The sequence below is a fragment of the Methanopyrus sp. SNP6 genome (genome assembly GCF_002201895.1).
Lineage (GTDB): Archaea > JAADCQ01 > Methanopyri > Methanopyrales > Methanopyraceae > Methanopyrus.
Map to the genome: position 1 here is coordinate 784,681 of NZ_CP019436.1, position 21,175 is coordinate 805,855.

The following is a 21,175-nucleotide window of genomic DNA, read 5'->3' on the forward strand; positions in this document are numbered from 1 at the left end:
CGGGGCTTTCGTTACCCCACCGCATCATCCCCGCCGCTGGAGGTGATCCAGCCGCAGGTTCCCCTACGGCTACCTTGTTACGACTTCGCCCCCCTCACCCCCCGGGGGCTCGCCCCCAGCCCTTGCGGACCGGGGGCTTGCCCCCGGGGGGCTCGGGTGGCGTGACGGGCGGTGTGTGCAAGGAGCAGGGACGTATTCACCGTGCCATTCTGAGGCACGGTTACTACCGATTCCACCTTCATGCGGGCGAGTTGCAGCCCGCAATCCGAACTACGACGGGGTTTAGGGGATTTCCTCCCCCTTTCGGGGTCGGATCCCATTGTCCCCGCCATTGTAGCCCGCGTGTAGCCCGGGGGTTTCGGGGCATACGGACCTGCCGTCGCCCCCACTTTCATCCGCCTTAACGGCGGCGATCCCCGCAGAGTGCCCGGCGCCCCTTACGGGGCCCGCTGGCAACTGCGGGCGGGGGTCTCGCTCGTTACCTGACTTAACAGGACACCTCACGGCACGAGCTGACGGCGGCCATGCACCTCCTCTCAGCTCGTCCGGCAAGGTCGTCAACCTGGCCTTCATCCTGCTGTCGCCCCCGGTAAGGTTTCCGGCGTTGAATCCAATTAAACCGCAGGCTCCACCGGTTGTGGTGCTCCCCCGCCAATTCCTTTAAGTTTCAGCCTTGCGGCCGTACTCCCCAGGCGGCGGACTTAACGGCTTCCCTACGGCACTGGGGCGGCTCGTGGCCGCCCCAACACCTAGTCCGCATCGTTTACAGCCGGGACTACCCGGGTATCTAATCCGGTTTGCTCCCCCGGCTTTCGGCCCTCACCGTCGGACCCGTTCCAGCCGGACGCCTTCGCCACTGGCGGTCCCCCCGGGATGACAGGATTTCACCCCTACCCCGGGGGTACCTCCGGCCTCTCCCGGTCCCAAGTCCCGCAGTTTCCCCGCCGACTCCCGCGGTTAAGCCGCGGGCTTTCGGCGGGGACCCACGGGACCGGCTACGGCCCCTTTAGGCCCAATAAAAGCGGCCACCACTTGCGGCGCCGCTATTACCGCGGCGGCTGGCAGCGGTCTTGCCCGCCGCTTTCTACCCGGGGCTTTTTACACCCCGGTACAGCCGCCGGGGCTTTGCCCCGACGGCACTCGGGGTCCCCCCGTCGCGGTTGCCCGCATTGCGGAGGTTTCGCGCCTGCTGCGCCCCGTAGGGCCCGGGGCCTTGTCTCAGTCCCCGTCTCCGGGCTCCGGCTCTCACCGCCCGTACCGATTATCGGCTTGGCGGGCCGTTACCCCGCCAACTACCTAATCGGCCGCAGGCCCATCCTCGGGCGGACCCGGGCGGCATGGGCCCGAGCCCTTTCGGCGGAGGACCGTTCCAGGCCGCCCCGCCTATCGGGGATTAGCCCCACTTTCGCGGGGTTATCCCCGTCCCGAGGGTAGGTTACCCACGTGTTACTGAGCCGTCCGCCGGGCCGCCCCCATAGCCGGGCGGCCCTCGACTTGCATGGCTTAGTCGGACCCCGATAGCGGTGGCCTCCGGCAGGATCAACCGGAGTTAGGTGACGGCCGCAAGGATTTCGGGTCCGCGGTGGGGCTCTCACGGCCCCGGAGGGCGGGCTTGCGTCGACCCCGGGGCCCCTGGGGTGTGTTCCCCCAGGGGTTGCCCGGGGTCCCATCGGGGGGCTCTTCTCCCGCGGCCAACCTCCTTTGGAACACGGTTATATATTAAATTTTCGGGCTTCTCGGATCGCAAGCACGGACCTCATTCTGCTAATGGGAGGCGTCGCCGAGACCATGGGGACGCGCTTGGCATCGCTCGATTACATTAACCTCAGACCGGTGAGGGACCCGTGGTGGGGTTCGCGAGAGGCGACCGGTACCGGCTGGAGTGCAGGGTTTCCACCAAGGTGCTTCGTCCAGAAGGGCGACGGTGTTGGAGTTCCTGGAAGGGATGTTCGATGGTCACGGGAGGCTGGAACGGATTCGTGAGATCTGAGATGGGGGTAGGTGGGGTCGGTCAAGGGTGGGTTGGCCATCGGAGAGTCCTCCCCTTCGCGGGCACTCGTCATCCCGTACCACCGAGTGGCCTTCTTCTTGGGAGAGTTTAGCGCTCGGAAGCGGGAGACTTAAGTGGGCCCTCGGACCGGGTTACCCACGAGTTCATGCTGGTGTCCCGGCTCATTATCCTCCGACCGATGATGATGTCGTTGCTCTCCCCAGTGATGTCTTCGTGGTGAGTGTCCCGCACCCGATCGGCTGACTTTTCACTACTCGAGGGCCGCCGAATGTTCGGTCGCGCCCCATTCCCGTCGGAGGTCTGGGTGTAGGGAGCGGCGTTCTAGGTATCGTTACTATTTCCGCAACGATCTCTGAGGGCCGGGGGCGACCGGTCGGTACCCTCGGGATGTATCATCGCTACTAGCTCAACATGGAGCTAATCCCCATCGTCCCGGACCCTATTCGTATGTGGTGGTCGGGTGGGCGGATTCCGATCATCCCGCGGCGGTCGCTCCCGTGGCCGTGTCCTCATCCTTCCATTTCTTCGAGCTCTTCGAGTAACCTTTCGATGTCGTCACGCTCCTCTAGCTCCTCCAGCACCTCGGAGTCTTCGGCGACTTCACGGGCCATGTGTTCGGGCATGTTTAGGATGTCGTTAAGGTACTCGTCGACGTCATGGATCTCACCGGCTTTCACGTCGAGGACCTTATCGCAATGTACCACGACGGTCCCGTCCTCGAGGATACTCATCGGCGCCCGATATTTGGGAAGGTGTGGTGGCAGAGTACGGATCGGGAGGAGACTGTACACAAGGGCACCACGGAACTCGTGTACTGCGGTCTCCAGCAGGACGTCGGCTACCTCGGCGTTCGGGGATCGTAAGGCGGACTCAGGTAGGGCGCATCCGGCGAGGACGGCTATGTCGTTTTTCACCGCGGCCGCTTTCAAGACGGAGACCACTTGCAGGAATTTCTCGTGCTCGCCGCGGTGCATCGGGTATATCGAGTCAATCACGACCACGTCGGGGTCGTACTCAGGCACGATTTCTCTGATCCTGTAGGGTTCGATGTCCTGAATAATCTCGCCTATGGCCCGATGGTATATACCGGCGCGGACGCAGAAAGCGTTGAGGACGACCAGATCACCTTTCTCGTAAGCTCCTCGGGCGTCCTTGCCGTACTCCTCGGAACGTCGCAGGAACTCGTAAGGTGAGGTGCTAGTAGCGAGGAGGAGTACGCGAAGGCCGTCTTCCAGGATGTTCCAGATAGCGTTATCGAGCAGGGGCTGTCGAGGGGATCCGGGAAGGCCTGCGAGTATCGTCACGCCACGTCGTGGGAGTCCGCCACCGATCATTTCGTCGAAACCGAGTATGCTAGTCTCGATACGGTCGGTCAAGTTGGACACCCTCAGACCTAGGGGGCGTGGACTTCGTAAAACCCTCGATATGCGGAGTGATACGTGAGGACTCCTAGCTTTTCGATGTGTGTTCGGAGCTCCTTCTCGAGCTGTAGGTACGGTCCGGGGTCCGCGGCAACCTCCAGCAGGTGGGCCCGACGCGCTCGTCGACAGGCCGAGGAGCAGGGGACGAACCCCTCGGTTACGATAACTACGTCCTCCGGGTCGTGGTCGAACTTGACATGGCCCTCCATGAAGTACTCGACGCAGCAGCCGGGATAATCAAGGAACTTCCCGATTTCCTCGTCATCGAGCGTGTACACTCCGATTCTCTCCGAGACATAGGGATGTAGGGCGGGGCGAACGTGTAAGCCGCTCTCCTCCCACATGGTCAGCTCCGTTTCGACAACACTTATGCATAGGTCGAGATCCACGGGTGTGAGCCGTTGGAGGGCGAACTCCGCGAGGGTTCGCGGTTCGGGTAAGTCACCGGTACCGTCCATATAGGAGCGGAGATCTTGGAGGAACGTGAGGATACGCTCGAGCGTGTTCAACTCGGATCCCCCGTGGAGAGCCGTGTCGGAGGTGTTAATCCGATGATCGGACATGGGCCGGAAGGATGGGGAGCTAGTCCGGGGGTGAGGGGCTATCCCGATGATCGTCCTCCACGGCCCCCGACCGGTCTTCTGAGAACGTTCCGACTATCGTGACGGAACGGACCGCGCCCACGAACCGTCGTGATGACTGCGATGTCTCGACGTGATCGTTATACTGCCGGGCGACGGTCTGGCGACCGGGGATCGTTCTTGGTCCGGGTACGGTCCGTCTCCAGGATCCATGTGACGCTTATCGACTTACATGGTGGGTTGGGTCGTGTAGACGGTAGCGTGGGAGTGACGCTAGAAGGACCCAGGATAGAGCTCGAAGTGGAACCTAATGAGGAAGGAGTAGAGGTCAGTGGAGAAGGCGAGATCGCGGAGAAAGTGGAGCGGGCGGCGCGGAGGACACTCGAACTGTACGGGATCGAGGATGGCGTCCGGATCGAGGTGGTAAGGCGGTATCCCGAGCACGTGGGCCTCGGTTCCGGTACACAGGCGACGCTATCGGCGGCAGTCGGAACGTTAGAAGCGCACGGTGTCGAGAGCTACGACGTGCGGGAACTAGCGGATGCGCTGGGTAGAGGTGGTACATCTGGGATCGGTGTGGCGGCGTTCGAACGGGGAGGGTTCATAGTAGATGGTGGCCACGTCTTCGGTTCGGGTGGGAAGGAGGAGTTCAAACCGTCGGCGGCGTCTGGCGAGGTCCCGCCGGCACCGGTGATCTCGCGGCTGGAAGTGCCGGAGGATTGGCGGTTCGTGCTCGCGATCCCCGAGGTGGAGCGGGGTGCGCACGGGGATAGGGAGGTTGACATCTTCAAGCGGTACTGTCCGGTACCGGCGCGGGAGGTGGGGGAGATCTGCAGGTGGATACTAATGGTAATGCTGCCCGCGGTGGTGGAGGATGATCCTGAAGACTTCGGTAGAGCCGTAGACGCTATCCAGGAGTTGGGGTTCAAGCGTGTGGAGGTGGGCCTGCAGCACCCCGTGGTCGTGGAGATAATGGAGGTGGCTCGGAACGCGGGAGCTTACGGGGCTGGGCTGAGCTCGTTCGGTCCTACCGTGTACGCGGTGTGCGATCCGTCCTCGGCGAACAGCGTCGCGCAGGAGCTTGAAATGTATATGAGAGAGAAAGGTATCGGCGGGAAGGTAAGCGTTTCCGGACCGAGGAACGAGGGTTTCGAAGTGACGGGGTAGGGGGACCACCTTTGGGAGTCTACGTGGCCGAGAACTTCACTGGAGTTTACGCGTTCGATGAGGAGGGGAACCTGGTAGACCACGAGCCGTTCCCGAAGGATCCGAACGAGATATTGGAGCGTCTGTTGAAGCGGGAACGTGGTGAGGTGTTGGAAGAGGAAGAGGCGCTGCTGTCGAGGCTAGATGCGGACGTGATCAACTTCGAGGGTACGAAGGCGGACCGGGAGAGGTTAGAAGGGGTGTTCGACGGGGAGCTAGTCGTCGAGTTCCCGAACGTGGCCGGGGAGATCCTTCGAGAGCGGGCGCGGGAGCTCGCCATCGAGGTCGGTGTGGTCGACTCCGAGGAGGAGTATTCGGAGCTAGTGTACGAGGTCGGTATGAAGCTGTCGAAGGAGAAGGTCCGGGCGACGGTAGAGGAACGGGACCAGATGATCATCCAGGCCATCAACACCATCGACGACATCGACAGGATATTGAACATACTAACGGATCGCGTGCGAGAGTGGTATGGAATACACTTCCCAGAGATTAACAAAATCGTAAAGAAGCACGATGATTTCGTGACGTTGGTAGCCGAGCTAGGACACCGGGAGAACTTCACGTATGATAACATCAAGGAGGTGTTACCGGAGTTCCCGGATCACCTAGCCGAGAAGCTCGAGGAGGCCGCTAAGGACTCGATGGGCGCGGAGATGGACGAGAAGGACTTAGCGGCGGTACAGCGGATCGCGGAGGTCGCGCGGGAGCTCTACGAGATCAGGCGAAAGACCGCGGACTACATCGACGAGTCGATGGACGACGTGGCGCCGAACGTGAAGGCCCTAGTGGGTCCACTAATCGGTGCGAGGTTGATCGCGCTAGCCGGTGGATTGAAGGAGATGGCGAAGTTACCCGCGAGCACTATCCAGCTGTTGGGAGCGGAGAAGGCGCTGTTCAGGCACCTTACCAAGGGGACGAAGCCGCCGAAGCACGGTGTGATCTTCCAGCACCCGCTCATCCACCGAAGCCCGTGGTGGCAGCGCGGTAAGATCGCGAGGGCACTGGCCGGCAAGCTGGCTATCGCGGCGCGTATCGACGCTTACTCTGGCGAATACCGGGGCGACGAGTTGAAACGACAACTAGAGCAGCGGGTGAAAGAGATCAAGGAGAAGTACCCGAAGCCCCCGAAGCGCAAGCGTGGTGGTCGGCCGCCTCGCGGTCGTCGACCGCGTCGGAGGCGCTCACCCCGGAGATCTCGTAGGGATCGCCGACGCCGCTCACGCCGAAGGCGGTGACTTCATTTCCTCGAGCACAACCGTTTTTCGAGGGTGAGTGAGGAAATGGTGGAAATCGAGATCGAACCGCATGAGGAGTTCGAGGGTGTGTACTGGGCGATCTTTGAAGACGGTCGGAAGAAGCCCGCGACCGAGAACCTCGTTCCCGGGCATCAGGTTTACGGTGAGAGGTTAGTAGAGTACGACGGGAAGGAGTACCGAGTATGGGAGCCGCGAAGGAGCAAGCTTGCCGCCATGATCATGAACGGCATGGAGTACTTCCCGCTCGAGGAGGGTTCGAAGGTACTTTATCTGGGTGCGGCGGCCGGAACGACGCCGTCGCACGTGTCGGACATCATAAAGGAGTCGGGCGTGGAGTACTGCGTCGAATTCGCCTCGAGGATGATGCAGGAGCTGATCCCGGTGTGTGAGAAGCGCCCGAACATGATACCCATTCTAGGCGACGCTACGAAGCCTCATGGATACGCACCGCTTGTCGAGCAAGTAGACGTAATTTACCAGGACATCGCTCAGCCGAAACAGGCGGAGGTCGTCGCGGACAACGCCGAGGCGTTCCTGCGTCCCGGAGGATACGTGATCGTCGCTATCAAGGCGCGCTCCATCGACGTAACTAAGGAGCCGGAAGAGGTCTTCGAGGACGAGGAGCGTAAGCTCGAGGAGCGCGGCTTCGAAGTGCTAGAAGTCATCGATTTGGAGCCGTACGAGCGCGATCACGTGGGGCTCGTCGCGGAGTACCACGGGTAACCGTGATGAGCGTTTCGCTAGCCGACGCGCGGATGACGAGTTACTCCCGCTCTGAGCTCCTCTCCCCGATGACTGCATTCACCCCTCCTGAGAACAAGTGATGAAGCGGTCCCCGGAGAGGAGGGCCCGATGACGAAGCAGCCCCAGCCTGAGGGATGACGACGGAGAGCCGAGCCGAGGGCGAGAGACTTTAACCCGCGAACGTCGATTCATCGGGCGGTGACGGTCGGTAAGGTGAGTGATGGGGTGCGAGCGTGAACGTTCTGGAAGTTCTGGCCGTCGTCGTACCTTCACTCTACATGGGATGGACCATAGGAGCTGACGATGCCGGTGCGGCCATGGGATCCGCCGTCGGAGCAGGTATCCGCACGATGCGGCAGGCGGTTACGCTGATCGCCGTTTTCACAACCATGGGTGCGGTGCTGGAAGGGCACAAAGTAGTCAAGACGCTGGGGAAGGGAGTCGTACAGGCGCACCTCGATCCTATCGCGGCCGGCGCGACCGTACTCGTGGCGGCCGCCTGGTGCCATCTGGCCGTCATGCTCGGAGTGCCGATCTCCACGACGCAGGCTACCGTAGGATCCATCGCCGGAGTAGGATGTGCGCTGGGCCTCCCGGTTAACTGGAGCAAGTTCGGCCAGATAGCCGCCGGATGGGTCTTATCACCGATACTTGCGATGATCCCAGCCTACTTCGTTTCTCGACGCTTGCGAGCCGTATTGGAGAGAGGTAAGTGGCCGCTCGCCAAGATAGAGTGGAAGATCGGATGGTTACTCACCATCTCAGGGTGCTATGTCGCCTACACTATAGGTGCGAACAACGCCGCCAACGCCGTGGCGCCGATAGTAGTGGCCGGTCTTCTGGACGTCAGATCGGCCGCCATTGTAGGTGGTATCATGATCGCAGTAGGGGCTCTAACGGCGGGTTCCAAGGTCATCGAGACCGTGGGGAGGAGGATCACCAGGTTGGACCCTGTAACAGCGTTCTCTGCGGAACTTTCGGCCGCGATAGTCACGCACGGGGCGTCGGAGCTCGGAATCCCCATTTCCATCAACGAGACGACGGCGGGAGCTGTCATCGGCGTTGGGCTATCCCGAGGTGAACTCAACACCCACACCTTGAAGAAGATATTTACAACGTGGATCGCGAGCCCGGTGGGCTCGTTCGTAATGTCGTACGCACTAATGCGTCTCTACTTGTCGGTGCGAGGGGCGGCGATGCCTTGATCTTACGCCCGAGCACGCGACCCGCGGAGCGCGCACTAGACGCGCTCCTTAAGGAACTAGACACCATGATTGAAGCCTGTGATCTGCTTTCCGACGTAACGGAGATGGATGGTCCGAAGGAAATCGAGGAGCGGCAAGAATCCCTGAGCGAAGAAGTGGCCGAACTCAGGGACCGTATAGATGAGGCTATGGAAAGCAGCTCCATGATCCCGGTCGTCAAGGAAGAGTTAGGCTACATAGCCGAGAATGTGAGGAGAGCCGCCGAGACGTTGCTGAGTTTGGCCTCCCTACTAGTGAGCTTCTACGAAGATTTAGAGGAGGAAGATCGAGAGAAGCTAGACGAAGTGATCGATGGTATCGCCAAAATCGCCTCAGGAGTACGTGAGTCGGTCGAGTTGTTGAACGAGGACGTACGGAAGGCGGCGGAGCACGTCGAAAAGATTCGGAGCCGGGAGGAAGACGTTCGGTCCCGACTACGCGCGTTGATGCTCGAAGCCGAGAGGAACGGGCGTCTAGCACCGATCGCACTGGAAATCGAACGGGCGCTTGAAGATATGGACCGAGCTCTTGACGGGGTGAACAGGATCAAAGTGAGGTTCCTCGGGTGATACCGGTGGAGGTCCTAGGGAAGCGCTGGGACCATCCGATCGCCTGCGCTTCCGGGGCTCTCGCCGCACATCTGCCGGGTATGGAGGATGCAGTCCTACGCGGTGCTGCGGCTATTTTCACGAAGACGATCACGGAATCACCGCGCGAAGGTCATCCAGGACCGGTATTCGTGGACTACCCAGACGAGGGATACGCGCTCAACGCCATGGGCTTACCGAACCCAGGTCCGGACAGGATGGTGGTGGAAATAGAAGAGTTCCGGGACGAATTCGACGTGCCGGTGTACGCGAGCGTGGCGGCCGACGGTCCGGAGGGTTTCAGGAAGTTGGCACGCGCGTTCTCCGACGTAGCGGACGGGTTGGAACTGAACGTCTCGTGCCCTCACGCGGGCAAAGGGTACGGGGCGGAACTAGGCTCCGATCCGGAAGCCGTAGCCGAAATCACCGAGGCCGCTGTCCGGGCGTTCGACGGACCGATGTCCGTGAAATTGACTCCCAACGTGGACCGCGAAACCTTGCTCGAGGTAGCTGCAGCGGCCATCGATGCGGGAGCGGAAGCACTCACCGCCGTGAACACGCTGGGACCTGGCCTTAGGATCGACCTGAGAACAGCTAGCCCCGTTCTAGGAGCCGGGGTGGGTGGACTGTCGGGCCCAGCGCTCAAACCCATCGCGCTCCGCGTCGTGGCGGATTTAGCACTGGAATTCGGGGAGGAGGTGGAGATCATAGGAGTCGGTGGGATCCGGAGCGGGGAAGACGTCGTCGAGTTCCTGCTCGCCGGTGCTAAAGCGGTGCAGGTTGCCACGGCGGCTCGAGAGAAGGACTTCGGAGATATCGCGATGGAAACCTACCGTATTCTCAAGGAACTCGGATACGAGGAACCCGAAGAGGCGATCGGAGCCGCCCTCCCTGAGTACCGGAAAAGATTGCGCCGATTAGGGTGGTGTCAGTGAAGCCAACACCGGCGGAGGTCGTGGAGAACAGGGAAGAATGTGAGCGGACGCTCGTACTTAGGCTACAACCGGAGAGGCCGATACGTTGGGAACCCGGTCAATTCCTGATGCTCGGAATTCCCGGAGTCGACGAAAAGCCGATGGCGTTCTCAGGTGGAGACGACCGAGAGCTCGAACTCACTATCGAGATCGTAGGCCCGTTCACAGAGCGTTGCGCAGACCTCAAGCCTGGGGACGTGGTCTGGGTACGGGGGCCGTACGGGAAACCGTTCGAGGTGAGAGGTCCGAAGGCGGTGGTAGTTGCCGGAGGGACCGGGGTAGCACCGTTGGTTCCGCTCGTTGAAAGGCTACGTCGAGCACGGGTTCACGTTACCTCGGTGCTAGGAGGTCCACACGCGGACCGCCTCCCGAGGAGGAACGATCTGGAAGAGCTGTCCGATGAGCTGTACATCACCACGGAGGACGGGAGTGAGGGGCGTAAAGGATTCCCTACGGACGTCCTTGAAGAACTCGTGGAAAAGGAATGTCCGGATGTAGTGTACGCGTGCGGTCCCGAAGGGATGCTGGCCCGGGTTGCCGAGATAACACGAGAGTACGGTGTCCCTTGCCAAGTCAGCGTCGTCCGGTACGTGAAATGTGGCGAAGGGATCTGCGGCTCATGCGCCTTAGGCAAGGGACTGCTAGTGTGCCGCAACGGTCCGGTGTTTTGGACGGAGGAGCTCGAAGGTACGGAGTTTGGGAGGGTCAGACGTGACGTCACGGGAAAGCCTGAGTGACGTCGCATTCGTGATACCGGCACATAACGAGGAGAGTGCGGTGGGAAGAGTCGTACGCGAGATCCGGGAGATGTATCCCGACGCTCTGATAATAGTAGTGGATAACGCGTCCTCGGATCGCACTGCCGAAGAGGCGGAAAGGGCCGGGGCCCTGGTCGTTAAAGAACCGGTCAAAGGGCTTGGAAGGGCTGTCAAAGTGGGGATTCAATGTGCACTCGAACACGGCGCTCACGTTATCTTCCGAACGGATTCCGACGGAGAGTTCGATCCGAATTGTTTCGACGAATTGATCGAAGCCTCGGACGATTACGATCTGGTGATAGGGAACAGGTTCTCAGAGGGTAGACCGGAGAACGTGCCGTTTTCCCATTACCTTTTCAATTTGACACTGATGGCGCTCTTCTGGCTGTTTTATGGGAAGATCCTTGACGTCACGTGCGGGTGCCGCGTGTTTTCCAGGGAATTCGCGGAAGAAATCCTAAAACGGTGCGTAGACGACGGTCCCGCGTTCGACGCCGACACCACTTCCCTTGCGGTATCTTTAGGGTACTCTGTCAAGTCCGTCGATGTGAGGCTGCGTGGGAGGATATCCGGACATAGGAGAGTAGCCCCTACGATGATAGACAAGATCCTCGTCGGACTCAGGATACTGTTCAGGGTAGCTGCGAATAGGATTAGATGGCGGTGCGAAACGCCGTCGACCCCGAATGAGGGATGATAGCGACAGCCCGGGTAGTTATAAGTTAGATCCACAGGGGTTCCTGGAGGGGACAATTTGGGGCTAGCCGAACTCAGAGAACTGATCGAACCCGAAGAGACGGACCTGAAAGCCCTCGCCGGTCGGGAGATCGCTATCGATGCGTTCAACGCCATGTACCAATTCCTGACCACGATCATGAAGGACGGACGACCTCTCATGGACTCGAGAGGCAGGATTACCAGCCACTTAAACGGTCTCCTGTATAGGACCGTGAACTTGGTCGAAGAGGGTATTAAGCCTGTGTACGTGTTCGATGGTGAGCCCCCGAACCTGAAACGTGAAACACTGGAGCGTCGACGGGAACGGAAGGAGGAGGCGATGGAGAAACTGAAGCGGGCAAGAACGAAGGAGGAGAGGGAGAAGTACGCCCGACAAGTCGCCAGACTCGACGAGTCGCTGGTGGAAGACGCGAAGAGGTTGTTGGATCTAATGGGCATTCCGTGGGTACAGGCCCCATCGGAGGGAGAGGCACAGTGCGCGTATATGGCGAGGTGTGGAGACGTGTGGGCGGCAGGCAGTCAAGACTACGACTCGATGCTGTTCGGCAGCCCCAGGTTGGTTCGCAACATCACGATAGTCGGAAAGCGGAGGCATCCACACACCGGAGAAATCGTGGAGGTCAAGCCAGAGATCATAAGGTTGGAGGACGTACTCAAACAGTTGGGATTGGAATCGAGGGAGCAGCTGGTGGACCTGGCGATCCTATTGGGCACGGACTACAACCCGGATGGAGTACCCGGTATCGGTCCGAAGCGAGCGCTGCAGTTGATCAGGAAGTACGGGTCACTGGACGAGCTTAAGGACACTGACATCTGGCCTAAGATCGAACGGCATCTACCGGTAGAACCGGAGGAGCTCAGAAGACTCTTCCTCGAGCCGGAAGTCATTGATGACTACGAACTAAATTGGGACGAACCAGACGAAGAGAGGCTGGTCAAGTTCCTGGTTGAGGAGCGTGATTTCTCTGAGGATCGAGTCCGCCGCGCCGTCGAGCGTCTGAAGGAGGCGCTTCAGGAGTTGCGAAAAGGAGGTCGTCAAGAGACCCTGGACACGTTCTTATGACCCGAGATCCCGGCGGCTCCGCCTATGTAGCCGGTACTCTTCAGGAGTGGATCTCCGAACGCTCAGCTCGAGGTTGTAGGACGGTCAGAAACTCCCGAGCACACCGAGTGGGGGTACCCCAGAGGGTCCGAAGGTCAGGTATCCGATCACCACCCCGTAAACTAGCAGCAGCCCGATGTCCGCGAGTAAGTTGACGGTAGAGAGCAGCGACCCGGAACGAAGCCCGGTGATTGCGACCGTCACGGGTCCGCAACTCCTCAGCAGTCTTCCTACGTACGATAAGGCCGCTCCAGTTACGGCGAGGGAGTAAGCGTGTGCGTAGTCGAGGACCCCAGATCGAAGCATCGTCCCGACCGCCGCGCACCCGGCCACCGGGTTAGCCAGAAACGTCATGGGCACGGCGTACCCGCCCAATCCGCGAAGAAGGTGAGATGATAGAACAACCCCAAGCAGAGTCCCGGGCACTAGATAAGCGGCGATACGGCCGACGGTGCGAGTCGCTTCGTTGAGAGCGTCCCGAAGGCTCCCGTGTGTGGGAAGTTGCGCATGCACCCGACGGAGGAGGAGCCCGCCGACGATGGTCTCGGTGACATCCACTAGTGCTAGCGTTAGAGCGTACGGCTCACCCACCGTCGACCCCAGCAACGTTAACGCATTCACGCACGCTGTAGCGGTGTAGATGGCGGAGTTGAACGAAACCTTGGCGATAAGGAGCTCACATCCCTTGAGGCCCATCTCTCGTGCCGTCGTCAGCGCCGCGTGGGGGTGGACCAAACCAACGGCGACGAGCGGTACGGCACGACATCGGATTCTTTCGGATACGAGCGCCCCGAGCAAGTGTAGCCCGAACACACTGACACCGATAACTAGCAGTGCCTCGAGCACGAATTTCACCACTTCAGCGATCAACCGACTTCCCCCTAGGACTTTAACGACGGAGACGGTGCGTGTTGCCGGGGCGTCGCGTTGGGCTCGCTGGAGACAGAGCCCGTATCGTTATCCCTCAAACGGCCGTTCCGGATATCGGGCCGGGAAGTTAGACGAGTGCGGGGCTACTGGTGTACGTGCGTCGCGACACCGGGAGAGGGTTCGGACTCTGTCGTGGTATTGCCGAGGAGATGGCGATACTGGACGCCGCGGCTAGAAGGTACGACGAGCCACTGTGCACAGTCTTGGGGGGAGAACCGACCTCGATCGAGTCGTTCGCCACTGTGGATCTGGTAGGCGCGGAGCGGGCTGAGAAACTCGCACGGCGTTACTACCTTAGAGGGTATCGGAGGCTAAAGGTGAAGGTAGGAGGTGACTTGAAGCGGGATCTGGAGCGTCTCGAGGCGTGCGTGGAGTCCGCCGAGTTTGACGCCCTCATATTGGACGGAAACGAGGGACTGACGGTTGAAGGAGTGTTCCGGTTACTAGATCTCTTGGACTTCGACGGTGACGTGTACCTCGAACACCCGACGCCGCCCGATAGCCTGGAGGAAGTGTGCGAATCTTGCGAGGTGCCCGTGATCGTGGATGTAATGGATTTGGGAGCCCGGTCTATCGACGACGTTCTCGACGTCGCGGAACCCTGCGACATCGTGAACATTAAGGCACAGGAGGTCGGATTCGTCGGTGGTTTGAGGTTAGCTCGAGACGCGCAGGAAGAGGGTTTCAAGGTGATGATAGGGTGTGCCGTCGAGAGCTTCTCCTCCGTATCCGCCGCCGCTCACTTAGCCACCGCCGTGGAGGCCGACTTATGTGACCTCGATGGACATCTGTTTCTGAACGAGGATGTCGTGAGCAACCCCAGATACGCACCCGTGATGGTCACCGAAGGACCCGGATGGGAGGTCCGCGTGGAGCGACCTAAGCCCCGGTAATATGAGTAATCAGCGATGCCACGTAGGACACGAGTTGACGGCTGGAGGTTGTTGTGCTCTTGACGACTCACTCTCCGATATTTTCAACCCGATGACCGCTAAGTGTGATAATGGAAAAACTCATGACAGGAGGTGGTTCGTTGGGGTTACCGCACGAGCCCGGAACACCCGCGATCATACTGTGTCACGGGGCGTTCGACAAGCCTCATGGGAAGACAGCACACGGACTGCTCCGGTTCGGACGTGTTTATGACATCGTTGCCGTGATAGATCGCGAGCTGTCTGGGAAAACCGCACGAGATGTGGATCCGAATTTCCCGCCGGTGCCTATACTGCGGTCGGTGAGTGAAGCCATAGAGGAACTGGATCCTGAAGTGTTGCTGATCGGAGCGGCGCCGCCCGGTGGGAAATTAACCCCGGAGTGGAAAGAAGAAGTCATCGAAGCTGTCCATGCGGGCCTGGATGTAGTGAGCGGGCTCCACGAGTTCCTTTCGGAGGACCCGGACATCAGCGAGGTGGCCGAAGAATCAGGTTCACGGCTGATAGACGTGAGGAAACCTCGGAAAGAGTTGTTCCGAGTTGCGGACGGGTCGGCCAGGGACGTGGATGCCACGGTAGTTCTCACGGCGGGGACGGACTGCGCCGTTGGTAAGATGTCGGCGGCCATCGAGCTCGCGGAACGCCTGAGGGAAGAAGGGGTAGAGGCCGCGTTCTTGGCGACGGGACAGACCGGTATCATGATCGGGGCTGAAGATGGCGTCGTGGTGGATCGCATGCCCGGGGACTTCATGACGGGGGCCGTTGAGGAACTGGTCGTCCGCTTGGCCGAGGATCATGAGATCGTCGTAGTAGAGGGACAGGGGGCGTTAAGCCACCCGGCGTATTCCGGGGTTACACTAGCTATCCTGCATGGCGCCTGGCCTGACGCTGTGGTGTTGGTGCACGACCCGGTTAGGGAGGTGCGGGATGGTTTCCCGAGGTTCCGAGTCCCCGACCCACGCACCGAGGCGACGCTGATCGAGTCGCTTAGTGCGGCGGAAATAGTCTCGGTAGCTTTACGCACGTGGGACGAGAGACTCGCGGAGGAGTTATCGTCCGAAGGATACCTGGTAGAACGTTTAGGCGACCTCAGGAAAACTGTAGACAGGGTGTTAGAGGTTCACCGGACGGGGCGCTGAGTCACCTTCCTGAGCGAGGAGTAGATACCGTAAGTGAGGTCGACGACACCGAGTGCGGCGATAGTCTCGCTCTTATCCTTGATAGGAACCACTACAACCGGTGTTCCTTCGTAGGGTCCCGATTCCGGCACCTTTCTGATCACCTCACCTTTCTCGAGCACCTCCTCCAGGATCGGGCCCGTGTACTCGTCGTCGATCACCTCGCCATCCTCTATTCTTACCCCGGGATTGTCCCGGGTTCGCATTGTCACGGGCAGACGATTGACCAACTCATGGACCGCCATTGCGAGCGGTAATATATCTTCGGCTGTCGAGTCGGGTCTGATTCTCATAGCGACCTCCCCGTTTCTTCAAATGGAGAGGATACTTTAACGGGGTTCTCATCTGGACGTTCGGTGGGGATCACTTGATGCTGAAGTACCCTCATTCACCCGGAGATGTGATCGCTGCGAGTTCGCCGACGAAGATCGGGTAGAGCGGACTGTGGAGTCGTACCACGGGATGAACCGTTGGATACATGGAATGGACGGGTCGAGGAGACGGGACTATACGAGCGGATGGGTTGGAAGAGCGTCGGAGTGGCGTTCTGCGTGGGATTAGCCGAAGAGGTCGAGGTCACATTATGCGAGTTCCTGAGGGCTTGGAGGTGTAGCCCCATCTATGGTTCGGAGGGGGGTATCGAAGTCGAAACTGTACCTGCCGGAGCTGAAACCGAGACAGGACCTCATCGGGTTATTCGTGGGTCACGACATCATCTTCATCGAGGGGTCTGAGGCTCCCGTGACCGTCGCGGGTGAAGGATCGAAGACTGGCCTACTGCCCGGCCTTAGCCCCGACAAACCGGTGTTGTAGGAGAAAACTCGGATTGGAGTGAAAAAATCAGGCGAGGCCGAGCTTCTCTAGTATGGGTGTGCAGTCGATCTCGTGCGTTTCGAGGGCGAGCTCCTCAGGGTCCATTCCGAACGCCAGACCGGCCAACTGGCAGTAGTGGAACACCGGCAGCTTCTTCGGCGGAAGTTTCTCAAAGTGTTCTTTCATCTCGATCTGTCCACGGTCGAACTGCAGGTGGCAGAACGGACACACGTTGGTAGTGCAGTCGGCACCGGCCTCGAGCATGTTGAAAATCTTCTCGCGGGTGAAATGCAGTGACATCTTGAGTTCCCTGGACCTGACACCACCTCCCGCACCGCAGCACATGATCTTGTCCTTGTAGTCTACGGACTCCGCACCTAGGGCCTCGACGAGCTCATCGAGTGTCCTCGGATCCTCGACCGAACCCGGGAACTCGGTCACCTCAGACGGCTTCAGCAGGTGGCAACCGTAGTGAACGGCTACCTTCAGCGGCTCACCGTCGGTCTTTTTGAGCGGCCTCTCGACTTTCTTCTCGATCTTCTTGACACCCACCTCCTCGTAAAGGAAGGTGTTCACGTGGTAGATCTTGATTTTACCCTTGTACTCCCTGTCGATCTCGGCGAGCTTTTCGTTCACGAACTCGCGCAGCTCCGGATTCTCCTGCAACAGGTGGTTGGCCTCGTTCAGAGATCCGAAGCAACCGTTGCAGACTGTCAGAATGTCGTATCCTTTCTCCTCGGCTATCGACAGGTTGCGAGCTGCTATCGTGACCCATGTCTTAAGATCGAAGGACCCGAACACTCCGGGCGCCGGGCAACAGGAGGCTCCGTCCATGTCGACGAGTTCGTATCCCAGTTCCTCGAGGACTAGACGCGTGGCCTTCTCGACGCCCGGATACCTGTTCGGCATGATACAACCCAGGAAGAAGCAGAGCTTTTTGGCCAATGGTCAACCCCCTTAGTCGACCAGGTCACCCTCTTCCCAATCGTACCCGATCAGTTTGTCGAATTCATTGATCTTGACCAGCTTCTGGACCTCTTCTAGGGCTTCCTCATACCGATGTGTTGTCGGCGGTACCTCGTCCAAGCCGATGTTCTTCCTTACCTCGCGGATCTCATCGTTGATCGGCACGGCGTGTCCGGTCTTTATCACGAACATAGCCACCATCCTGTGAGCCTTAGCCATATGCCCCTCCTTGGCCGCGAGGTTCCGGGCGGCCTTGACGGCGTCTACGATCTTCACGCCACGTGGGCACCGTTCGTAGCACGTGTAGCACGTGGTGCACATCCACAGCTCGTCGCTCTTGATTACTTCATCGACTAGTCCTAACTGGAGTTTCCGCATGATCAGTCGGGTGCGGTAGGAGGTTCGTCGCCCGCTGGGGCACGAGCCGGTGCACGTACCGCACTGGTAGCACGCCTGGACCGACAGTACCTCTTCCTCCTCGAACACCGGCTCGACGAGCTCGCTCAGTTCTTCCAGGAAGTCCGGGTTGAGGTCTTCCTCCCGGATGACGGTGTCCCGTGGCTCGACCAACGTGCGGCCCTAGACGATTCCACCCAGAAGAACCTTTTTACGATACCCACCAGGCACCGCGTGTAGGTACGCTCAACGTCAACCTGCGGGGAACGGCTCCGTGAGGTTAAACGTCGACGTGGCGATCAGGGTGAACGGGATACTCTTAACCCCCGAAGAGCTCGAGTTGCTGCTCAAGTTGTCGGAACACGGATCAATGTCCAAAGTGGCGGAAGAGAAGGGTGTGACACGGTCCGCGGTACATAAAAGGATTAGGAATCTCGAGGAACGTCTCGGGTGCCGACTGGTTGAATCGAGCCCTCTCGGATCTTATCTCACGGAGCACGGACGCAGGATAGTGATCAAGTACGTGAACGCCAAGGCTAGACTCTCGAGGACGGAAACTACAGTGGCATGTTCTGAGACCGTGATAGAAGACGTCCTAGCCGCTCTAGGTAGGGAACACGATGTCGACGTTATCGTGCCGCCCCACGAGAAAATGAGTCGTGTGGAGGCGGACGTGGTGGTCCCAGACGATCCGGTGATAGTCTTTGACCGCTCTGATGAGGCCGTCGGCGAACCGGTCGTCGTCAGACGAACGCGGCTGGTACGGGTCGGTGACGGAAGTGGGTTCGTCGAGGTACCTGGGAGCGCACAGCGGATATACCTTACAGATCTCCGCAACAGGGAGGAGGTAAGACCGAAAATGCGCGTAGGCTATTACGCTTCGGCCCTCGAGGCTGTTCGAAACGGAGGAATGTGGACCGTGGTACCCGAAGAGCTGGCGCCTGAAGGAGACGATCCCGGTCCTCACTACACCGTGATGGCGTTACCACTCACCCGAGAAGGGGAGGACCTCCTCGATGCTTTGGAAAGCTAGCCTAGTAGGTTTAGTGGCAGTGTATGCGATTTTGGCAACCGCAGGATGTCAGGAAATGAAAGCACCGCCGATCGACCAGCCGCAAGGGCCGCAGAAGGTACCTGAAGTAGGAGGTCAACCGGGACCGGGGCCATCCGGTCCCGGTCCAGGTGCTCCCGGAACAACACGAACTCAACAGTCCTACTGGCAGACGTTCACGAACCCTATGTACTCCGTACAGTGGGCCACATCGGAGATACCGTGGTTCCCCATAGGACTGATAGCAGCGATCGTGGTGGGGTATTACGTGGGGTACCGGAAGGGGCCGTCGCCGTGGGAATAGCCGGAAGTTACGGTATTTCGGTGATTGAATTACCTACTACGAGAAACGCCATCGGAGACATTGCCGCCACTAGGCACTCATCAGGGACTTCCGCGTAAGTGCGCGAACCGTTGCACCCGAGTGTGAAGTTAACTCCACCTTCCTTCACGATCTTGCCCACCGCGTCGCCGCACAGGGACTGGATACCGGAGAAGTTGGAGTGTACTCTCCCACCTTCTGGGTACAAGTACGCCTGAGTTATTTTCATGGCCTCCTTAGGCCTACACACGACCAAGATGACGTCCGGAACTACTTCGACATCGATAGCCTTCTCGTACGTGATAGCATCGAACACTCCCTCCCCGTCGAAGACCTTCGGTACCCGATCGACCGTACGTTTGGAGGCCGAGAGTGTAGAGTGCTGCCCGAGTTTCTCGTGGTAGAACTTACCCGTCCTCACCGGGTCCGGGATGTCGTCGAGTCCTATAGCCGCAGATCCGCCCTTACAGGCCTGCTCCTCCGAAGTTGCGTAGATCTTGTCCATCTCACCGCGAGCTACCTCCATCACGAACTCGCAGTGACGGCGGGCTTCATCTACCCGCTCGTAGCCGTTCGGGACATCCTCTTCACTGAGGTACAGCTTCATCACCACAGGATGCAGGTCTAAGTCCAGGGTCTTCATGAGTGACTCGGCAGCTTCGCGGATCCTCTCAGGTTCCTCGACGCACATGGACATAAATTGTGTCCCCAATCGTTTGTTCTCGATCGCTCAGCTACCGGTCACTTACATGTATTAAAAGTTGCTGATATCGACACACTGGTGAATGGGGGTGGACTATTGAGGCCTTTCTTGAGGCCCATCGTAGTAGAGCTAGTCCAGGGAACGGCAGAGCTCAAACCGGAACGCGTACTCTCGTGTGTTTTTGGAGTCAAGGAAGACGAAGCAGAGCTGTACTTAAAACTGCTCGAAAACTCGGAGGAAGCACCATTTACCGTCGAGGACGTAGCCGAGATCATCAACAGGAGCAGGAGCACGGCTCAGAAGATGTTACAAAGCCTCGTTCGGGTTGGGATGGTAGAGCGGGAGCGCGAGACGTTGCCCGGAGGCGGTAGACGTTATCTGTACCGTCCCGCACCATGGGAGAAAGTAAAAGAACTCGGACTCGGAAACCTCAGGATAGTCCATGAGGAGGTAGAGAAGTGGTTCCGGGAATTCACACCGCACCGAGGGGGAAGATGAGATGTCCGAGGAGAGGAGACCGTTCAAAGCCGAGAAAGTCGAGACTAGGGACGGAGAGATACTCCTCAGATGCCCACGCTGCGGTGCGTTGTTCCGCGACCAGAAGTCGTACTCTAGGCACGTGAATAAGTCCCACCTGTACAAGAAGAACCGTCCGAAGCGGATACTCAAGAAAATGAAGCGTCGCGGGGACGCGTTAGTTCAGGACTGATGCTAACCTGTGATGGGGAACAGGCTGAGCGCCGAGGCCTCAGGCCCGTGACGAGAGAACCCGGAGCCGACTACACGCTACACACGTAACTCACCGCGCTTCCACAGCTCGATCACGCGCTTCACGATCTTTATGGTGCTGTCCAACGGACACCGTTCGTACTTCTCGATCCGACGAACCTCACAATCGACACCGACGCGTTCGGCCCAACGTTCGACTTCCTTCTCATCGATGTCCTGATCGGGTCCTAGGACGACGACATCCGGTTTCACCGCCTTCAGGGTGATGGAGAAGTCCCGTGGATGGCCTAAGATCGCTCGATCAACGGGTTTCAGCGCCGAAACCATCCGTACACGCTGTTCCTCCGGCACGATCGGGGTTCTCTTCAGGCGTTGCACGGTTTCGTCTCGGGCGACCACGACTACGAGTTCGCCGTCCTTTCCGGCTATTTTCCGGGCTTCCTCAAGGAACGCGGCGTGTCCTGGATGGAGGATATCGAACACACCTCCCGCAAGCACACGCTTACCCACGTGAATGCTCCCCCGGGTGCGAC

Annotated in this window: 23 protein-coding genes and 1 rRNA gene; 15 read left to right on the plus strand and 9 right to left on the minus strand. The window is 59.4% G+C overall.

Annotated features, from left to right (window positions below):
* Positions 1-37 precede the first annotated feature (37 nt).
* The 3 genes from BW921_RS04470 to BW921_RS04480 all read right to left on the minus strand — a co-directional run bounded on the left by BW921_RS04470 (position 38) and on the right by BW921_RS04480 (position 3,941).
* Positions 38-1,550: ribosomal RNA gene (locus BW921_RS04470) — 16S ribosomal RNA — on the minus strand.
* Positions 1,551-2,520: 970 nt separating this feature from the next.
* On the minus strand, positions 2,521-3,387 hold the full coding sequence (locus tag BW921_RS04475) for an RAD55 family ATPase (protein WP_148688739.1): 867 nt from the start codon (positions 3,385-3,387) through the stop codon (positions 2,521-2,523).
* 17 nt (positions 3,388-3,404) lie between these two features.
* The gene (locus tag BW921_RS04480) at positions 3,405-3,941 is read right to left on the minus strand and encodes a DUF483 domain-containing protein (RefSeq protein WP_168168747.1); all 537 of its coding nucleotides are present in this window, start codon (positions 3,939-3,941) and stop codon (positions 3,405-3,407) included.
* A 252-nt stretch (positions 3,942-4,193) separates the two neighbouring features.
* Between BW921_RS04480 and BW921_RS04485 the strand changes: the two genes are divergently transcribed.
* The 9 genes from BW921_RS04485 to fen all read left to right on the plus strand — a co-directional run bounded on the left by BW921_RS04485 (position 4,194) and on the right by fen (position 12,583).
* The gene (locus BW921_RS04485; protein ID WP_148688741.1) at positions 4,194-5,180 is read left to right on the plus strand and encodes a beta-ribofuranosylaminobenzene 5'-phosphate synthase; all 987 of its coding nucleotides are present in this window, start codon (positions 4,194-4,196) and stop codon (positions 5,178-5,180) included.
* Between the two features lie 11 nt (positions 5,181-5,191).
* Positions 5,192-6,454, plus strand: a complete 1,263-nt coding sequence (locus BW921_RS04490; protein ID WP_148688742.1) for a C/D box methylation guide ribonucleoprotein complex aNOP56 subunit — start codon at positions 5,192-5,194, stop codon at positions 6,452-6,454.
* A 45-nt stretch (positions 6,455-6,499) separates the two neighbouring features.
* Positions 6,500-7,198: a fibrillarin-like rRNA/tRNA 2'-O-methyltransferase gene (locus BW921_RS04495; RefSeq protein ID WP_198324668.1), complete on the plus strand. Its 699-nt coding sequence runs from the start codon at positions 6,500-6,502 to the stop codon at positions 7,196-7,198.
* Positions 7,199-7,452: 254 nt separating this feature from the next.
* The gene (locus BW921_RS04500; RefSeq protein ID WP_148688743.1) at positions 7,453-8,424 is read left to right on the plus strand and encodes an inorganic phosphate transporter; all 972 of its coding nucleotides are present in this window, start codon (positions 7,453-7,455) and stop codon (positions 8,422-8,424) included.
* Positions 8,421-9,032: a hypothetical protein gene (locus tag BW921_RS04505; RefSeq protein ID WP_148688744.1), complete on the plus strand. Its 612-nt coding sequence runs from the start codon at positions 8,421-8,423 to the stop codon at positions 9,030-9,032. Before BW921_RS04500 ends, BW921_RS04505 begins: the two co-directional genes overlap by 4 nt.
* The gene (locus tag BW921_RS04510; RefSeq protein ID WP_148688745.1) at positions 9,029-9,985 is read left to right on the plus strand and encodes a dihydroorotate dehydrogenase; all 957 of its coding nucleotides are present in this window, start codon (positions 9,029-9,031) and stop codon (positions 9,983-9,985) included. The genes BW921_RS04505 and BW921_RS04510 overlap by 4 nt, the downstream gene beginning before the upstream one ends.
* Positions 9,982-10,761, plus strand: a complete 780-nt coding sequence (locus BW921_RS04515; RefSeq protein WP_210400434.1) for a dihydroorotate dehydrogenase electron transfer subunit — start codon at positions 9,982-9,984, stop codon at positions 10,759-10,761. The genes BW921_RS04510 and BW921_RS04515 overlap by 4 nt, the downstream gene beginning before the upstream one ends.
* Positions 10,762-10,771: 10 nt before the next feature.
* The gene (locus tag BW921_RS04520) at positions 10,772-11,479 is read left to right on the plus strand and encodes a glycosyltransferase family 2 protein (RefSeq protein ID WP_257789220.1); all 708 of its coding nucleotides are present in this window, start codon (positions 10,772-10,774) and stop codon (positions 11,477-11,479) included.
* 57 nt (positions 11,480-11,536) lie between these two features.
* On the plus strand, positions 11,537-12,583 hold the full coding sequence (gene fen, locus BW921_RS04525; RefSeq protein WP_148688747.1) for a flap endonuclease-1: 1,047 nt from the start codon (positions 11,537-11,539) through the stop codon (positions 12,581-12,583).
* Between the two features lie 84 nt (positions 12,584-12,667).
* Here the strand turns inward: fen and BW921_RS04530 are convergent, their stop codons facing one another.
* The gene (locus tag BW921_RS04530; protein WP_148688748.1) at positions 12,668-13,492 is read right to left on the minus strand and encodes a hypothetical protein; all 825 of its coding nucleotides are present in this window, start codon (positions 13,490-13,492) and stop codon (positions 12,668-12,670) included.
* Positions 13,493-13,641: 149 nt separating this feature from the next.
* On the opposite strand from BW921_RS04530, the gene BW921_RS04535 reads away from it, so the two are divergent.
* Positions 13,642-14,445 carry an enolase C-terminal domain-like protein gene (locus tag BW921_RS04535; RefSeq protein WP_148688749.1) on the plus strand — a complete coding sequence of 268 codons (804 nt, stop codon included), beginning with the start codon at positions 13,642-13,644 and terminating at the stop codon, positions 14,443-14,445.
* A gap of 140 nt (positions 14,446-14,585) precedes the next feature.
* A complete protein-coding gene (locus BW921_RS04540; protein WP_148688750.1) occupies positions 14,586-15,623 on the plus strand; it encodes a DUF1611 domain-containing protein in 1,038 nt (345 codons plus the stop codon).
* Here BW921_RS04540 and BW921_RS04545 read toward each other — a convergent pair.
* The gene (locus BW921_RS04545) at positions 15,605-15,955 is read right to left on the minus strand and encodes a DUF2111 domain-containing protein (RefSeq protein ID WP_148688751.1); all 351 of its coding nucleotides are present in this window, start codon (positions 15,953-15,955) and stop codon (positions 15,605-15,607) included. The two genes, BW921_RS04540 and BW921_RS04545, sit on opposite strands and share 19 nt — an antisense overlap.
* 177 nt (positions 15,956-16,132) lie before the next feature.
* Here BW921_RS04545 and BW921_RS04550 point away from each other — a divergent pair, with 177 nt between their 5' ends.
* Entirely contained in the window at positions 16,133-16,396 is a 264-nt protein-coding gene (locus tag BW921_RS04550; protein WP_210400435.1) for a DUF1847 domain-containing protein, read from the plus strand.
* 106 nt (positions 16,397-16,502) lie between these two features.
* On the opposite strand, the gene hdrB is transcribed toward BW921_RS04550, so the two are convergent.
* Together hdrB and hdrC are read right to left on the minus strand one after the other, a co-directional pair.
* The gene (gene hdrB / locus BW921_RS04555; protein ID WP_088335731.1) at positions 16,503-17,420 is read right to left on the minus strand and encodes a CoB--CoM heterodisulfide reductase subunit B; all 918 of its coding nucleotides are present in this window, start codon (positions 17,418-17,420) and stop codon (positions 16,503-16,505) included.
* A 12-nt stretch (positions 17,421-17,432) separates the two neighbouring features.
* Positions 17,433-18,011 carry a CoB--CoM heterodisulfide reductase subunit C gene (hdrC, locus tag BW921_RS04560; protein WP_088335732.1) on the minus strand — a complete coding sequence of 193 codons (579 nt, stop codon included), beginning with the start codon at positions 18,009-18,011 and terminating at the stop codon, positions 17,433-17,435.
* 100 nt (positions 18,012-18,111) lie between these two features.
* Here hdrC and BW921_RS04565 point away from each other — a divergent pair, with 100 nt between their 5' ends.
* Positions 18,112-18,870: a LysR family transcriptional regulator gene (locus BW921_RS04565; protein WP_148688753.1), complete on the plus strand. Its 759-nt coding sequence runs from the start codon at positions 18,112-18,114 to the stop codon at positions 18,868-18,870.
* Between the two features lie 329 nt (positions 18,871-19,199).
* Here BW921_RS04565 and BW921_RS04575 read toward each other — a convergent pair whose 3' ends face one another.
* A complete protein-coding gene (locus BW921_RS04575) occupies positions 19,200-19,907 on the minus strand; it encodes a DUF169 domain-containing protein (protein ID WP_148688755.1) in 708 nt (235 codons plus the stop codon).
* A 102-nt stretch (positions 19,908-20,009) separates the two neighbouring features.
* On the opposite strand from BW921_RS04575, the gene BW921_RS04580 reads away from it, so the two are divergent.
* Both BW921_RS04580 and BW921_RS04585 read left to right on the plus strand, forming a co-directional pair.
* Positions 20,010-20,411 carry a helix-turn-helix domain-containing protein gene (locus tag BW921_RS04580; RefSeq protein ID WP_168168749.1) on the plus strand — a complete coding sequence of 134 codons (402 nt, stop codon included), beginning with the start codon at positions 20,010-20,012 and terminating at the stop codon, positions 20,409-20,411.
* 1 nt (position 20,412) lies between these two features.
* Positions 20,413-20,622 carry a hypothetical protein gene (locus BW921_RS04585; RefSeq protein WP_088335736.1) on the plus strand — a complete coding sequence of 70 codons (210 nt, stop codon included), beginning with the start codon at positions 20,413-20,415 and terminating at the stop codon, positions 20,620-20,622.
* A 77-nt stretch (positions 20,623-20,699) separates the two neighbouring features.
* Here BW921_RS04585 and BW921_RS04590 read toward each other — a convergent pair whose 3' ends face one another.
* Positions 20,700-21,152: an adenylyltransferase/cytidyltransferase family protein gene (locus BW921_RS04590; RefSeq protein WP_088335737.1), complete on the minus strand. Its 453-nt coding sequence runs from the start codon at positions 21,150-21,152 to the stop codon at positions 20,700-20,702.
* Positions 21,153-21,175: the final 23 nt, after the last annotated feature.